At 45.9% G+C, this 14,802-nt stretch carries 13 protein-coding genes, 1 tRNA gene and 1 pseudogene; 11 read left to right on the top strand and 4 right to left on the bottom strand.

What is annotated here, in order from left to right; genetic code table 11:
- Positions 1 to 3: 3 nt before the first annotated feature.
- The 4 genes from ACI3EZ_RS06155 to tsaD are packed head-to-tail and all read left to right on the top strand — an operon-like array spanning position 4 to position 3,089.
- Positions 4 to 768, top strand: coding sequence for an acyl-[acyl-carrier-protein] thioesterase (locus ACI3EZ_RS06155; protein ID WP_405024843.1), 765 nt, complete (start codon positions 4 to 6; stop codon positions 766 to 768).
- Positions 765 to 1,493, top strand: a complete 729-nt coding sequence (gene tsaB, locus ACI3EZ_RS06150; protein ID WP_405024842.1) for a tRNA (adenosine(37)-N6)-threonylcarbamoyltransferase complex dimerization subunit type 1 TsaB — start codon at positions 765 to 767, stop codon at positions 1,491 to 1,493. The genes ACI3EZ_RS06155 and tsaB overlap by 4 nt, the downstream gene beginning before the upstream one ends.
- The gene (rimI, locus tag ACI3EZ_RS06145; protein WP_405025844.1) at positions 1,477 to 2,052 is read left to right on the top strand and encodes a ribosomal protein S18-alanine N-acetyltransferase; all 576 of its coding nucleotides are present in this window, start codon (positions 1,477 to 1,479) and stop codon (positions 2,050 to 2,052) included. The genes tsaB and rimI overlap by 17 nt, the downstream gene beginning before the upstream one ends.
- Entirely contained in the window at positions 2,052 to 3,089 is a 1,038-nt protein-coding gene (tsaD, locus tag ACI3EZ_RS06140; protein WP_405025843.1) for a tRNA (adenosine(37)-N6)-threonylcarbamoyltransferase complex transferase subunit TsaD, read from the top strand. Before rimI ends, tsaD begins: the two co-directional genes overlap by 1 nt.
- 79 nt (positions 3,090 to 3,168) lie before the next feature.
- On the opposite strand, the gene ACI3EZ_RS06135 is transcribed toward tsaD, so the two are convergent.
- Positions 3,169 to 5,115 carry an ATP-binding cassette domain-containing protein gene (locus tag ACI3EZ_RS06135; RefSeq protein WP_405024839.1) on the bottom strand — a complete coding sequence of 649 codons (1,947 nt, stop codon included), beginning with the start codon at positions 5,113 to 5,115 and terminating at the stop codon, positions 3,169 to 3,171.
- A gap of 160 nt (positions 5,116 to 5,275) precedes the next feature.
- On the opposite strand from ACI3EZ_RS06135, the gene ACI3EZ_RS06130 reads away from it, so the two are divergent.
- Positions 5,276 to 5,917, top strand: coding sequence for a redox-sensing transcriptional repressor Rex (locus tag ACI3EZ_RS06130; protein ID WP_405024838.1), 642 nt, complete (start codon positions 5,276 to 5,278; stop codon positions 5,915 to 5,917).
- Between the two features lie 73 nt (positions 5,918 to 5,990).
- Here ACI3EZ_RS06130 and ACI3EZ_RS06125 read toward each other — a convergent pair whose 3' ends face one another.
- Positions 5,991 to 6,473, bottom strand: a complete 483-nt coding sequence (locus tag ACI3EZ_RS06125; RefSeq protein WP_405025876.1) for a LysR substrate-binding domain-containing protein — start codon at positions 6,471 to 6,473, stop codon at positions 5,991 to 5,993.
- Positions 6,474 to 6,791: 318 nt separating this feature from the next.
- On the opposite strand from ACI3EZ_RS06125, the pseudogene ACI3EZ_RS06120 reads away from it, so the two are divergent.
- The 3 genes and pseudogenes from ACI3EZ_RS06120 to groL form a co-directional block, all read left to right on the top strand.
- Positions 6,792 to 7,595: pseudogene (locus ACI3EZ_RS06120) on the top strand (type I glyceraldehyde-3-phosphate dehydrogenase); the annotation flags it as partial.
- A 185-nt stretch (positions 7,596 to 7,780) separates the two neighbouring features.
- Positions 7,781 to 8,065: a co-chaperone GroES gene (gene groES, locus ACI3EZ_RS06115; protein ID WP_405024835.1), complete on the top strand. Its 285-nt coding sequence runs from the start codon at positions 7,781 to 7,783 to the stop codon at positions 8,063 to 8,065.
- Between the two features lie 51 nt (positions 8,066 to 8,116).
- The gene (gene groL, locus ACI3EZ_RS06110; protein WP_405024834.1) at positions 8,117 to 9,751 is read left to right on the top strand and encodes a chaperonin GroEL; all 1,635 of its coding nucleotides are present in this window, start codon (positions 8,117 to 8,119) and stop codon (positions 9,749 to 9,751) included.
- 527 nt (positions 9,752 to 10,278) lie between these two features.
- Here groL and clpP read toward each other — a convergent pair.
- On the bottom strand, positions 10,279 to 10,872 hold the full coding sequence (gene clpP / locus ACI3EZ_RS06105; RefSeq protein ID WP_405024833.1) for an ATP-dependent Clp endopeptidase proteolytic subunit ClpP: 594 nt from the start codon (positions 10,870 to 10,872) through the stop codon (positions 10,279 to 10,281).
- Positions 10,873 to 11,051: 179 nt separating this feature from the next.
- Positions 11,052 to 11,123, bottom strand: a tRNA-Arg gene (locus ACI3EZ_RS06100).
- A 397-nt stretch (positions 11,124 to 11,520) separates the two neighbouring features.
- Between ACI3EZ_RS06100 and gap the strand changes: the two genes are divergently transcribed.
- The 3 genes from gap to tpiA all read left to right on the top strand — a co-directional run bounded on the left by gap (position 11,521) and on the right by tpiA (position 14,737).
- On the top strand, positions 11,521 to 12,534 hold the full coding sequence (gene gap / locus ACI3EZ_RS06095; RefSeq protein ID WP_405024832.1) for a type I glyceraldehyde-3-phosphate dehydrogenase: 1,014 nt from the start codon (positions 11,521 to 11,523) through the stop codon (positions 12,532 to 12,534).
- A 98-nt stretch (positions 12,535 to 12,632) separates the two neighbouring features.
- Positions 12,633 to 13,835: a phosphoglycerate kinase gene (locus ACI3EZ_RS06090; RefSeq protein WP_405024831.1), complete on the top strand. Its 1,203-nt coding sequence runs from the start codon at positions 12,633 to 12,635 to the stop codon at positions 13,833 to 13,835.
- 146 nt (positions 13,836 to 13,981) lie between these two features.
- Positions 13,982 to 14,737 (top strand): triose-phosphate isomerase, encoded by a 756-nt coding sequence (gene tpiA, locus ACI3EZ_RS06085; protein WP_405025842.1) that lies wholly within the window; start codon positions 13,982 to 13,984, stop codon positions 14,735 to 14,737.
- Positions 14,738 to 14,802 lie beyond the last annotated feature (65 nt).

Here is a 14,802-nt window from a genome sequence, read left to right as displayed (position 1 = left end):
TACATGGCAGGGAAGATTTATTCGTATCATCACCGGATTGTTGATTATGAAGTGAGTGTAACGGGCAACGTTAAACTGACAACGTTGCTTAACTTATTAATGTTGGCATCGGAACAGCAGAGTACCGAACTTGGGGTGGGGGCAGCCCAAGTTCAGGCGCGTGGTTTAGGGTGGATTGTCACCCAGCACGACCTGCACGTAACCCGGTGGCCTCATTACGACGAGACCATTATGATTTTTACCCAGGCAACGGCGTATAATAAATATTTTTGTTACCGTGACTTTTGGATTGAGGACGAACAGGGGACAGAAATTGTCCGGATGCACACGGTCTTTGTGTTAATCGATCTGGATAAGCGAAAGATCGTTCCGGTAGCGGCTGACTTAGTTGATATTTTTCAAGCGGATAAGGTCCGGCGCGGGGAACGTATCACCAACCCCGCAAAGGTGGCAACTCCGGATGCTGTAAAGAATTACGCAATTCGGTTTACTGACTTGGACTTGAACCGCCACGTGCATAACACAAATTACTTTGACTGGATGACGGACGCTCTTGACCGGGAGTTTTTACTTCAGTATGAGCCAGCGCGGGTTAACATTAAGTACGAAAAGGAACTGCACTATGGTGATATCGCGCGCAGTGAGGTTCAGTTTATTAGTGACGATCATCTTAAGACGGCCCATCAGATTAAGAACGGTGATGAGATCAGTTGTATTGCTGAAATTGAGTGGCGGCCAATCAGGGCTGGCAAGGGTGATCATGAATGAAAAGCTTAGCGATTGATACGTCTAATATGCCCTTGACGGTGGCAGTGCTTGATGATGAACGGCTTCTCGCAACAATGACAGCGACTGTGCAGCGGGATCATGGGGCTAGTTTGATGCCCGTAATTGCGACGTTGCTTGAACGGGCGGCGGTTTCGATTGATAAAATCGATCGGTTTGTCGTGGCGGCCGGACCGGGATCATATACTGGCTTGCGGATTGGGGTAACCACTGCCAAAACGTTGGCGACAACGCTAAACCGGGAGCTGGTTGGTGTATCTAGTTTGCGGGAATTGGCGGCTGGGTACCAGCTTGATCAGCACCGGCTAATCGTGCCGGTGTTTGATGCGCGGCGGAATAACGTATTTGCTGGGGCATACCAGTGGCACCGAGAGCAGTTAACGGAGGTAATTCCAGACCAACATATTTCGCTGGTTGACTTAGCAACGGCTATTCGGGATGAAGACTACGTATTTGTTGGAAGCGATTGCTGGAAGCTTCATGATCAACTCGTTGATCTGTTTGGCCGCGATGTTCATGTTGCTCCAGCGCAATTTAATTATCCACAAGCGTATATTTTAGGGCTTTTGGGCCGGCAAATGGCGCCGGTAGCAAACGTTGATGCGTTTGTTCCGCGGTACCTGCGGTTGACCCAGGCTGAAGCTGATTGGTACCAGCAACATCCAGAGGAAAAGGGGCACCTAACCAACTATGTGGAAAAATATTAAACAATTAACGACCGCCATTACCCAGCGCCGCCAGCGACGGGAAGCACTGGAATTTCAGAATCACGATGTGCGGGTTGAACACGATAATTACTTGGTTTGCCGGGCGGTTGTTCCGGATATTCCGGAAATGATTACGCTCGAACAGGCGATTTTTCATGGACACGCGCCGTGGTCGGCTTCTCAGTTAGAGCGGGAATTAAACGACCGTCAACATTACATGTACCTTGCATTCCGGCACGATGACCGGTTAGTTGCTTTTGCCGGGTGCCGGTTTGACTTAGTAAGCGGAATGGCTGATATTACGCGAATTGCTGTTCTTCCTCAATACCTTCACCGGGGAGTGGGGGAACGGTTGATTCGGGGCCTAACGCGGGAGGCCCAACAACACGGATGTCAGCAAATTAAGCTTGCGGTAAAGGAGACGAATACCGACGAACAGCACCGGTATGCCCGCGTTGGTTTTGGCAAACGACGGACGGTTAAAAATTACTATAAGTTAACCGACCACGAAGCCGAGGATGCGATTGAAATGCAGTACGATAAGGGAGACCAGTCATAATGGGGAAACGGACCTTGATTTTAGCCTTTGAATCAAGTTGTGATGAAACAAGCGTTGCGGTTATTGAAAATGGCGCGACGATTCTTTCTAATGTTGTTGCTACTCAAATCAAGAGTCATCAGCGTTTCGGGGGAGTTGTTCCGGAAGTTGCTAGTCGCCACCATATCGAACAAGTCACGTGGTGTTTGAACGCGGCAATGCAGGAGGCTCACGTTACCTACGATGATTTAACGGCGGTGGCTGTAACATACGGTCCAGGTCTAGTGGGGGCGCTTTTAGTTGGGGTGGCTGCCGCTAAGGCGGTGGCGTTTGCTCACCACTTGCCGTTGATTCCAGTGAACCACATGGCTGGACACATCTATGCGGCCCGGTTTGCGGGGAGGATTAAGTTTCCGGCGTTAGCGTTGCTTGTTTCCGGTGGGCACACTGAATTAGTGTGGTTAGAAGAAGAGGGTTCCTTTGTTATTATTGGAGATACCCGGGATGACGCAGCCGGCGAGGCGTACGATAAGGTAGGACGCGTTTTAGGAGTTGCGTATCCAGCAGGGAAGGAACTAGATATGATGGCCCACCAGGGGTGTGATACGTTTAATTTTCCCCGGGCGATGTTGCAAGAAGATAACCTTGACTTTAGCTTTAGTGGATTAAAGAGTGCGTTTATTAATACGGTGCACCATGCTGATCAGGTAGGTGAACAGCTTTCACGAGACGACCTTGCAGCTAGTTTCCAACAGGCCGTTGTAGACATTCTTGTGACGAAAACCACGCGGGCTCTTCACCAGTACCCGGCAACCCGGCAATTGATTCTAGCTGGTGGCGTGGCTGCAAACACGGGGTTGCGTAGTCAATTAACGGCGGCCATGCAGGCTTTTCCGCACGTGGAACTTTTGCAAGCACCGTTACAGCTGTGTGGTGATAATGCTGCGATGATTGGTGCGGCTGGGACGATGCTTTACCGTCATGGGGTGCGGGCGGGCCTTGATCTTAATGCCGACCCGGCCCTTGAGTTCCCGTACTTAGATGAAATTGAAGGGTGATCGTAAAAAACAGACGAGCACGTGGAAGTTGATCATTTTTCCATGCTCGTCTGTTTTAGTGTATACCAAAGCTGCTGATCTATTGTTCGTCCTCTTCAAGGGCTAATGCCGCTTCTTCCCACTCTTGTTCAGCCTCTTTGAGTTGTGGAACAATGGTATCGAGTTGTTTTTGTAGGTCCGTTAGTTTTCCAAGATCATTACTATGTGTAGCCATCTCCTTTTCAAGTTCATCTTTTTGGGCTTCAAGGGTAGCCATCTGCTTTTCCGCCTGCTGTACGGCCCGCTCTAACTTCCGGTGAGCCCGTTGCTGGGCTTTTTGGGTGGCGAAGTCCTGCTTGCTATTTGTTGCTGGAGTGGTTGCCTTAAAAGCCGGAGCAACCTCTTTGGCCTGAGCGGCTTGAAGGTGAGCTTGTTCGTCCCGTTTTTGAACGTAGTAATCGTAGTCTCCAAGGTAAAGCGTACTTCCAGTCGGGGCGAGTTCTAAGACGTTAGTGGTGACCTGATTAATGAAGTACCGGTCGTGGGAAACCATTAACACGGTTCCTGAAAAATCCTTAACCGCTTGTTCTAGAACTTCTTTACTTTCAATGTCGAGGTGGTTGGTTGGTTCATCAAGGACCAGCAGGTTATCGTGGTTTAAGGCGAGCTTAGTAAGTAAAAGGCGCGCTTTTTCTCCCCCGGAGAGGTTGACAACCTTTTTTTGGACATCGTCACCGCTGAAAAGGAAACTCCCTAAAACGGAGCGAATATCCCGTTCCAGCATTGTTCGGTGATCGTCCCATACTTCATCGAGAACGGTTTTATCGGCGTGCAGGACCTGGTGCTCCTGGTCGTAGTACCCCACGGTTACGTTTGTTCCGCGGGTGGCACTACCGTGAATGAACGGAATTATGCCCAAGATACTTTTAAGTAGGGTGGATTTTCCCGTTCCGTTCGGTCCGACGATGGTTAGGACCTGATGTTTTTTTAATTCAAAGTCAATGGGGGCGGCTAATTGATGCCCATTATAGCCAATTGCGGCGTCCTTTACCGTTAGAACGATATTGCCACTTTCCTTTTCTGGGGTAAACGTAAACCGCATGGTTCGTTCACTGCTAGCGGGTTTATCCAGGCGTTCCATTTTTTCTAATTGTTTCCGGCGGCTTTGGGCTCGTTTGGTGGTTGAGGCCCGGACGATGTTTTTATTGACAAACTCCTCCATTTCATGGATTTTTGCCTGTTGTTTTTCGTAGGCCTTCCACGCAGCTTTCTGCCGGTTGGCGCGTTCTTTAACGTACTGGGAGTAGTTCCCGGTGTAGTGGGTGCTGGTGCCATTTTCAATTTCGTAAACCTGATTTACAATCCGGTCAAGGAAATACCGGTCGTGGGAAACAATTAGCAAAGCCCCCTGGTACGATTGAATGTAGTTTTCCAACCAGGTAAGCGTGGCAATGTCGAGGTGATTGGTTGGTTCGTCAAGAATCAGCAGATCTCGTTTTTCGAGCAAAAGCTTTGCCAAAGCTAATCGCGTCTTTTGCCCCCCAGAGAGGGTGTCGACCGGGCGGTCATAATCCTCGGAGAAAAATTTAAATCCGGTGAGAACGGACTTAATCTCTGTTTCGTAACCGTAGCCATTTTGTTCCTTAAAATCGTGTTGTAGCTGATCGTAGTGGTTGAGGAGTTGTTGGTATTGGGGGGCGGTCGGATCCGTTGGGGGATTAGCTATTTGTTCCTCTAACTGGTGAATTTCCGCCTCCATTTTTTGAAGGGGAGCAAACACGCTTAACATTTCATCATATAAGGTGCGCCCCGACGATAAGCCAGCGTTTTGGGCAAGATAACCGATGGTGAGGTCCTTACGCCGAATAATTTGCCCTTCATCTGGTTCAGCTTCCCCCGTTAGCATCTTGATTAGGGTGGATTTGCCCGCACCATTTCGGCCGACTAATGCAATCCGGTCGCCGTCTTGAATATCCAGGTTAACGTTGTGGAAAAGGGTATCAGCCCCAAAGTGGCGGGCAACTTTTTGTGCTTGGAGCAGTATCATGGTATGCATCCTTTCGTTCAGAGTAATAATCCTATTCATTTTAGCATACGTTTTTCGAAAGACGTATAAAGAGATTGTGAAATTATCAGGTTAATTCGTATTAATATCAACGTTTATGTTATAGTTGCTTGTGAAGACTAATTGAAGGGAGTTTCATGGAATGGCAAAAATTCCACAGGCAACTGCGCGGCGGTTACCCATTTACTACCGTTATCTTAATTTTCTTAAGGATGCGGGGAAAGAACGGGTTTCTTCAACGGAACTTGCCGAGGCGGTTAAGATTGATTCAGCAACAATTCGGCGGGATTTCTCGTACTTTGGCGCTCTTGGGAAACGCGGGTACGGGTACCATGTTGATAGTTTACTAGCATTTTTTAAGAAGACCCTAAGTCAAGATAAGTTAACAAACGTGGCGTTAATTGGGGTTGGAAACTTGGGGCACGCGCTCCTTAATTTTAATTTCCATCAGAGTAACAACGTGCGGATCAGTGCAGCATTTGATATCAACGATGATATTACCGGAACAATCCAAAATGGGGTGCCGGTTTATCCGATGGCGGATATGCAAGAGCAGTTGACTATTCAGCAAATTGAGGTGGCGATCCTCACGGTGCCGGCATCCGTTGCTCAAAACGTTGCTGACCAGATGATTGCAGCGGGGGTGAAGGGAATTTTGAACTTTACCCCGATGCGAATTGCGGCGCCGGAAACGGTTCGAATTCAGAACGTGGATTTGACGAACGAATTGCAGACACTAATCTACTTCCTGGATCATTTTGGGCCGAAGAAGGATGAAGAATAATAATTGTAAGGAAGAACATTAAAAACGTGTTCCAAGCAGGTGGTTAAGAACCAATTATTTGGAACACGTTTTTTTATATTTTTTGAAGCATTGATTTAAATTGGAATGTAAGGCGGGGATTATGTGAAAATACTGCAACTTTTCGGATAAAGTCAATACTGAGTTTTTTAGCATCAAGATTTTTAATTGTACTAACGTTTTTATGCATTAGTGATTCGGGCAAAATTGTCACAAATTGTGAAGTCATAATTAACTTTATTAACGCTTCACTGTAATCGACTTCGTGAATTTCTGGTAGTGAAAGTCCCAATTTTCTAAAAATTTGAACTATTCTTGAATGAATAGGACAGTACTGTGGATACATTAGTAATTGAAGTTGTTGAAGATCTTTGGGGGTAACCATTGAAGCGGAAATTGATTGAAGAACAGCAGTTTGCCCAACAACATAATAGGGTTCTTCGTATAAAGTATTACTAAAAATTTGTCCGTGAAGTTGGTCACTGAACGCTTCATCCATAAAAATGACATCAAGTTGCTCCTGGTTAAATGGGGTAATTAATTCATATATTTTATTTGTTGATACATATTTATGTGTTTCTGAAATAATCTTAAGTAACTGGTGGGAATCAAAAGCGGTAGCGATACTATTAAGTGTTCCTACCTTAGTACTGTTAAGTGGTGGGGTGGATTTATCGGATGAAAAATAAAAGAGCTTTTGGATATCCGCAACTATTTTACGAGCTTTAGAATAGAACTCTTTACCGTCATTTGTTAAGGAAACCCCCTGAGAAGTCCGGTTTAGTACAAGGTGCGTAATTTTTTTACTGATAGCTGGTTGTGATATTAAAAGGCACTGTACGTTAATGGTAAGCGGGTGAGTGTCTATGCTTACCCTGATGCAGCTAAAATTCCGTGGGTTAACCAGGATGGTGTTGAAATTGTTTTAGAATGTTCTGGATTTTATACCTCCGCAACTAAAGTGCAGGCCCATTTAAAAGCTGGGGCAAAAAAAGTATTGATCTCTGCTCCAGCGGGAGATGTTAAGACAGTTGTATACAACGTTAATCATAATATTTTGAATGAATCAGATACAATTATTTCAGCTGGATCATGCACTACTAATAGTTTGGCGCCGTTGGCGTACTTCTTGAATCAGGACTTTGGAATCAAGTTGGGAACAATGACAACCGTGCATGCTTACACGGCATCCCAAAAATTACAGGATGGGCCCAATAATAATCCGCGGTCAGCGCGGGCTGCAGCAGAGAATACCGTGCCGCATTCAACGGGGGCGGCGAAGGCAATTGGACGGGTCATTCCAGAATTGGCTGGACGATTGAAAGGACACGCGCAGCGGGTGCCAGTAGTTGACGGGTCAATTACTGAGTTGGTTACGGTTCTAAATAAAAAAGTGACGGCTGATGAAATTAATGAGACATTAAGAAAACATACCGTTGACAACCCATCATTTGGTTTTAACGATGATGAGATTGTATCTTCAGATGTGATTGGTACGACGTTTGGCGGTATTTTTGATCCAACCCAAACAGAAGTGACCACGGTTAACGATTTACAATTGGTTAAGACGGTATCGTGGTACGACAACGAATACGGGTTTGTTTGCCAAATGATCCGGACGCTTGGAGTTCTCGCTAATCTGACTAAAGCAAATAATTAGTCTTCTTTAATTAGCAGGGGTTATGGAAACGTAGCCCCTGCTTTACGTTTAAAAGCTAATTAGCACTCTCTCGTGAAGAGTGATAAAAAAAGCTTGCACTTCATGGTAAAAGTGTGTAGTATATGAATTGTAGGTTAGCACTTACCAATGATGAGTGCTAAATAAATCATTTGGAGGGATAGCTTGTGCTTAAGCCATTAGGAGATCGCGTAATCTTAAAAGTAGAAGAAGAAAAAGAGCAAACGGTTGGGGGCATCGTTTTGGCAAGCAATGCCAAGGAAAAGCCGCAGACCGCGAAGGTGGTTGCTGTTGGTGAAGGGGTGACCCTTGAAAACGGCACGACGGTTGCACCGAAAGTTAAGGAGGGTGATACGGTTCTCTTTGACAAGTACGCTGGAACCGAAGTTAAGCATGATGGTGAATCATACTTAGTTGTCCACGAAAAGGACTTAATGGCCATCGTTGACTAATTGTCAGCGGTGATGATGAACTTAAAATCTAACACATGAGGTGATATGACAATGGCTAAGGAAGTTAAGTTTGCAGAAGATGCACGTAAGAAGATGTTAGCTGGGGTTGACAAACTAGCTGACACGGTTAAGTCAACGATCGGGCCAAAGGGGCGGAACGTTGTGCTAGAACAGTCCTATGGTTCTCCAACAATCACGAACGACGGGGTAACAATTGCTAAGGCGATTGAATTGGAAGACCACTTCGAAAATATGGGTGCTAAACTTGTGGCTGAAGTTGCTTCAAAGACCAACGACATTGCCGGTGACGGAACGACAACTGCAACGGTTTTGACACAGGCAATTGTAAACGCTGGGATGAAGAACGTTACGGCTGGTGCTAACCCTGTCGGAATTCGGAAGGGAATCGAAGAAGCAACGGATGTTGCTGTTAAGGCGCTACATGAACAGTCTCACAAGGTTGAATCAAAGAGTGATATTGCGCAGGTTGCTTCAATTTCGGCCGCTAACGAAAAGGTTGGGGAATTAATCTCGAACGCCATGGAAAAGGTTGGTAAGGACGGGGTTATTACCATCGAAGAGTCAAAGGGGATTGACACCACCCTCGACGTTGTTGAAGGAATGCAGTTTGATCGTGGTTACCTATCACAGTACATGGTAACGGATAACGACAAGATGGAAGCAGATCTGGACAACCCGTACATTTTAATTACGGACAAGAAGATTTCAAACATCCAGGAGATTATGGATCTGTTGCAGCAGATTGTTCAGCAGGGACGGTCGTTATTAATCATTGCTGATGATGTTGACGGTGAAGCACTTCCGACACTTGTTTTGAATAACATTCGGGGGACGTTTAAGGCCGTTGCTGTTAAAGCACCTGGCTTTGGTGATCGGCGGAAGGCAATGTTAGAAGATATCGCTATTCTGACGGGAGCAACGGTTATTACGGATGACCTTGGGCTTCAATTGAAGGACGTTACGCTTGATCAGTTAGGTTCAGCTGGTAAGGTAACCGTTACGAAGGAAAACACGACGATCGTTGAGGGCGCTGGTGCTAAGGATGCCATCGACGAACGGGTTGACCAAATTCGGAAGCAGATTGGGAAAGCATCATCTGATTTTGATAAGGAGAAGCTCCAAGAACGGCTAGCTAAGTTAGCTGGTGGGGTTGCTGTAATTAAGGTTGGCGCTGCAACCGAGACTGAACTGAAGGAACGGAAGTACCGGATTGAGGATGCTTTAAACGCCACGCGGGCTGCCGTTGAAGAAGGTTTTGTTCCTGGAGGTGGAACGGCACTTGTTAACGTGATTGACAAGGTGGCTGCCATCAAGGAAAACGGCGACGTTCAGACAGGGGTTAACATCGTTAAGCGCGCCCTTGAAGAACCGGTACGGCAGATTGCTGAAAACGCTGGTTTAGAAGGCTCTGTTATCGTTGAGAAGTTGAAGGAGCAAAAGCCAGGTGTTGGGTTTAACGCTGCAACCGGCGAATGGGTTGATATGGTTGCTGCCGGGGTTGTTGACCCGACAAAGGTAACCCGTTCAGCATTGCAGAACGCAGCTAGTGTTTCAGCGCTGTTACTCACGACGGAAGCGGTTGTTGCTGACAAGCCTGAAAAGGAAGATAACGCTGCTGCAGGCGCTGCTAACCCAGCTGCTGGTGGAATGGGCGGAATGATGTAATCTGCGTGAGCGTGATTTCACCAATACTAATGTTAAAGTTAATGAAGGGATGGATTCAAAGTTGGATCCATCCCTTTTTATTTATATTAGGTTACTTTATGAAATTAAATAAAAGGAGTAGTTACTGTTAGCAGCAAACCGTGAAAGTTAACTGTTCCTGGTTAATCCCTAGAAGAGTGTGGGCAATTATTAGGGTGACGAATGTTTTTACTACGGAAGTTATTTCTTATGAAGGTAGAAACGGAATAGAACGCACGCTTTATAGATAACATAACAAGGGGGACTGTGATTCTCGCATAATCCCTCTTGCTACGGAATTTAGTTATATAAAATAACGCTCCCGTAATCGGAGGCGTTATTTTACGTATTAAACCTGGCACTTGCCGTCACACATGCAGCTTTTGTCAGTTTTCATAGGGCAGCGACAAATTCCATCAGGGCCAGTACACGGACAACCCTTCGTACAGTCCATTCCCATTGGGCATCATGGAACATCCTTTTCCATGATCAGTCTCCTGGCTGTTTTTTTATTTCATCGCTTTTTTATTTTCCATGATTCCGTCAATCAGACCGTAGTCAACGGCTTCTTGGGCAGTCATGAAATTATCCCGGTCAGTGTCCTGGTTAATCTTTTTAATTGTTTGTCCAGAACTGTTGGCAAGAATTTTATTGATTAGTTTTCTGGTTTTCAGAATATGCTCGGCTGCAATCTGAATTTCGGTTGATTGCCCCTGAGCCCCCCCAAGTGGTTGGTGAATCATAATCTCAGAGTGAGGAAGAGCAAAACGCTTTCCCTTAGTGCCCGCTGTTGCTAAAACAGAAGCCATTGATGCCGCCATTCCCATAACGATTGTTTGGACATCAGCGTTAACAAAGTTCATTGTGTCATAAATGGCTAATCCGGCAGAGACACTTCCGCCTGGTGAGTTAATGTACAGGTAAATATCCTTATTGGAATCCTGAGCATCCAGGAAAAGAAGTTGGGCAATAATTGCGTTTGCCATGTCATCATTAATTTCACCTGAAAGCATGATGATTCGGTCCTTGAGCAACCGAGAGTAAATATCATATGCGCGTTCGCCGCGAGATGATTGTTCAATCACTGTTGGTACTAAGTTCATGTGAACCGCCTCCTATTATATAATTTGCGTAGCTTTTATCAGCACGTTGGTTTAATTCTAATACAAAGGTCAAAAATGGTCAAATAAGTTTCTTTGGTGTGCTGCTTTAAAAATGTAGTTCTATAAAGAATAACAAAAGAGGTTGAGACCAGCATCTCAACCTCAACTTAAATATCAAGTGCGCCACCGGGGAGTCGAACCCCGATTACAAGAACCGGAATCTTGCGTGCGATCCATTACACTAGCGGCGCAGCACGCTTATTATAGTATCGTGATTAGAATTAAATTGCAAGTCTTTTTTTCGAGTTTTTTGAAAGCGCGGGTATGCCCTTAAAAATGTGGGGATTAGCCCTATTAAATAGCAGTTGTGATGGGGGCTTAACTCCTTTAACCCTGAAGAGTTAAATCATGATAAGAGTGAATAAGTGAAGTTGCTTGCAAGCGGGGGGGAGAATTGCTACAATATCATTGTAATTGAGATCGGGTTTCCTGCGGTTTGGATCAAGATAGTGAGAACTATCTGGTGATGAGTCGCCCGGCAAAAATGGAAGCATTTTTGTACGCGGGACTAAAAGTGTTTTTAAAATGGTAGTGCTTCTGTGCTGCTTTTTAAAATAAATTTTATTTCCACAAGGAGGAAATTTTAGTATGACTACTAAAGTTGGTATTAATGGGTTTGGCCGGATCGGTCGGTTAGCATTCCGTCGGATCGCTGCTGTTTCAGATGACCTTGAAGTTGTTGCTATCAACGACTTAACTTCACCATCAATGCTTGCTCGTCTTCTTAAGTACGACACGGCTCATGGTAAGTTTGACGCTGAAATCTCAGCTACGGACAATGCAATCGTTGTAAACGGAAAGGAAATTCCTGTTTACGCCGAAGCAGATGCGACAAACATTCCTTGGGTAAAGAACGATGGTGTTGAACTTGTTCTTGAATCAACTGGTTTCTACACATCACCAGAAAAGGCTTCTTCACACCTGAAGGCTGGTGCTAAGAAGGTTCTTGTTTCAGCTCCTGCTGGCGACATGAAGACGGTTGTTTACGGTGTTAACGACGACATCATCACACCAGATGACGACATCATTTCAGCTGCATCATGCACGACTAACTGTCTTGCACCGATGGCTAAGGCTGTTAACGATGCATTCGGCATCAAGGCTGGTACGATGACGACAGTTCACGCTTACACGGCTACACAGAAGCTTCAGGATGGTCCGGACCGCAAGGCTAACTTCCGGAACGGCCGTGCTGCTGCTCAGAACATCATTCCTCACTCAACTGGTGCTGCTAAGGCTCTTGGGAAGGTTGTTCCTGAACTGGACGGCAAGCTCGATGGTCATGCACTTCGTGTGCCAACAATCACGGGTTCAGTTACAGAATTAGTTTCTGTTCTTAACAAGAAGGTTACGGCTGACGAAGTTAATGCTGCGGTTAAGAAGGCGACGGAAGGTAACGCTTCATTCGGCTGCAACGAAGACGAAATCGTTTCATCAGACGTTATTGGCACGTCATTTGGTTCAGTATTTGACCCAACACAGACGCAGGTTGTTGGCGGCGATGAAGGTCAGGTTGTTAAGACCGTTTCATGGTACGACAACGAATCTGGTTTCACGGCTCAAATGATCCGGACCTTAGAGAAGTTTGCAAGCATGCTTTAATATTTAGCTGAACGCTAATATTTTCTGCTTGGCAGATGATGGCGGGGGGAGGCAAAACTCCTCCTGCTTTTTTAATACATTTTTCTGGAGGGAATAAAATGGCTAAATTAACGATTGACGACTTAGACCTGAAGTCTAAGAAGGTTCTTGTACGGGTTGACTTTAATGTCCCGATTAAAAACGGTGTGATTGGTGATGATAACCGGATGGTTGCTGCTTTACCAACAATCAAGCACATCATTGAACAGGGGGGAAAGGCAATCCTCTTCTCACACCTTGGCCGGGTAAAGACCGAAGAAGATAAGAAGGAACTCACATTACGGCCTGTAGCTGAGCACTTAGCTGAATTATTAAACAAGCCGGTTACGTTTGTTCCTGCAACCCGGGGTGCGCAGCTTGAAGACGCCATTAATAGCATGAATGACGGTGACGTTCTTTTGGTTGAAAACACGCGGTTTGAAGACCTTGACGGCAAGAAGGAATCCGGTAACGACCCAGAATTAGGTAAATACTGGGCATCACTTGGCGATGTTTTTGTTAACGATGCGTTTGGAACGGCTCACCGGAAGCACGCTTCAAACGTCGGAATTTCAGAAGCAATGAAGGCTGCTGGCAAGAAGGCTGCTGCGGGTTACCTGCTCGAAAAGGAAATCAAGTTCTTGGGGAACGCCGTTGACAATCCGGCTCACCCGTTCGTTGCAATCCTTGGTGGGGCAAAGGTTTCTGACAAGATTGGTGTGATCAACCACTTAATCGATAAGGCTGATAAGATTATCGTTGGTGGTGGGATGACGTACACGTTTTACGCTGCTAAGGGGATCAAGATTGGTAAGTCGTTAGTTGAAGAAGACAAGATTGACTTGGCTAAGGAAATTATGGACAAGGCTGGCGACAAGCTGGTACTGCCGGTTGATAATGTCTGCGCAACGGACTTTAAGAATGATGCTCCAAGTAAGATCTTCGAAGGCGATATTGAAGATGGTTACATGGCGTTAGACATCGGGCCGAAGTCAGTTGAACTCTTTAAGAGTGTGCTGAAAGACGCCAAAACGGTTGTTTGGAATGGCCCAATGGGTGTGTTTGAAATGCCGAACTTTGCTAAGGGAACACTTGAAATTGGTAAGTTCCTTGGAACGTTAACGGACGCAACGACGATTGTTGGTGGTGGGGATTCAACCGCTGCTGTTAAGAAACTTGGCGTTGCTGACAAGTTAACACACATCTCAACTGGTGGTGGTGCTTCCCTTGAATACCTTGAAGGAAAGACCTTACCAGGAATCGCAGCAGTTTCTGATAAGTAATTAGGTAATATGCTTTAAAGGAGGTTGAGACAGTTAGTCTCAGCCTTCTTTTGTTGTGTTCTACCAGAGGATTTTATCAGTTCGTGGTATAATTACAGATGTTGTATGGTTGTTCACAACCAACTAAAAATGAAAGGATGATTTTAATGCGGACGCCAATTATCGCGGGTAACTGGAAGTTACACATGAACCCAACGGAGACCGTTGAATTTGTTAAGGCGGTTAAGGACCGGTTGCCACAGAATAGTGAGGTTGAGACCTTAATTTGTGCACCAGCAGTTGACCTGCCAGCACTACTTGACAGTGCTAAGGGTTCCCAGCTCCACGTTGGTGCTGAAAACTGTTACTTTGAGGACGAAGGAGCCTTTACCGGTGAAACGTCACCAAAAGTACTGCATGAGATGGGCGTTGACTACGTTATTATCGGGCATTCCGAACGGCGTGGTTACTTCCATGAAACGGATGAGGACATCAATAAGAAAGCGCATGCCATTTTTAAGAACGGGATGAAGCCAATCATCTGCTGCGGTGAAAGTTTGGAGACGCGGGAAGCAGGGAACGCTGAAAGCTTTGTTAAAGACCAGATTAAGGCGGCCCTGAAAGATTTGACGGCTGACCAGGTTGCTAGCCTGGTAATTGCCTACGAACCAATTTGGGCAATTGGGACTGGTAAGACTGCTACGGCTGATCAAGCGCAGGAAATGTGTGTCGCTATTCGGCAGACGGTTGCTGACTTGTACGATGAAACAGCGGCTGAAAACGTGCGGATTCAGTACGGCGGTTCCGTAAAGCCGGCGAACGTTAAGGAAATCATGGCCAAGAAGGACATCGATGGTGGTCTGATTGGTGGTGCGGCTCTTAAGCCGGACTCATTCTTAGCCTTAGCTCATTACAACGACTAATGTGTTAGCGCGTGAAGGTTTTCATATAACAAGTTGAATATCAGTTCCGAACGGACTAAAATAAC

The sequence above is a fragment of the Ligilactobacillus sp. LYQ60 genome (genome assembly GCF_045033015.1).
Classification (GTDB): Bacteria; Bacillota; Bacilli; order Lactobacillales; family Lactobacillaceae; genus Ligilactobacillus.
Note: the sequence above shows the minus strand (reverse complement) of the source record. Positions and strands in the feature narration are given on the sequence as shown.

What these genes read in the sequence shown, in the direction of transcription:
- ACI3EZ_RS06155 (WP_405024843.1), top strand. Translation starts at nt 4, where the DNA reads ATGGCAGGGAAGATTTATTCGTATCATCACCGGATTGTTGATTATGAA.
- tsaB (WP_405024842.1), top strand. Translation starts at nt 765, where the DNA reads ATGAAAAGCTTAGCGATTGATACGTCTAATATGCCCTTGACGGTGGCA.
- rimI (WP_405025844.1), top strand. Translation starts at nt 1,477, where the DNA reads ATGTGGAAAAATATTAAACAATTAACGACCGCCATTACCCAGCGCCGC.
- tsaD (WP_405025843.1), top strand. Translation starts at nt 2,052, where the DNA reads ATGGGGAAACGGACCTTGATTTTAGCCTTTGAATCAAGTTGTGATGAA.
- ACI3EZ_RS06135 (WP_405024839.1), bottom strand. Translation starts at nt 5,115, where the DNA reads ATGATACTGCTCCAAGCACAAAAAGTTGCCCGCCACTTTGGGGCTGAT.
- ACI3EZ_RS06130 (WP_405024838.1), top strand. Translation starts at nt 5,276, where the DNA reads ATGGCAAAAATTCCACAGGCAACTGCGCGGCGGTTACCCATTTACTAC.
- groL (WP_405024834.1), top strand. Translation starts at nt 8,117, where the DNA reads ATGGCTAAGGAAGTTAAGTTTGCAGAAGATGCACGTAAGAAGATGTTA.
- clpP (WP_405024833.1), bottom strand. Translation starts at nt 10,872, where the DNA reads ATGAACTTAGTACCAACAGTGATTGAACAATCATCTCGCGGCGAACGC.
- gap (WP_405024832.1), top strand. Translation starts at nt 11,521, where the DNA reads ATGACTACTAAAGTTGGTATTAATGGGTTTGGCCGGATCGGTCGGTTA.
- ACI3EZ_RS06090 (WP_405024831.1), top strand. Translation starts at nt 12,633, where the DNA reads ATGGCTAAATTAACGATTGACGACTTAGACCTGAAGTCTAAGAAGGTT.
- tpiA (WP_405025842.1), top strand. Translation starts at nt 13,982, where the DNA reads ATGCGGACGCCAATTATCGCGGGTAACTGGAAGTTACACATGAACCCA.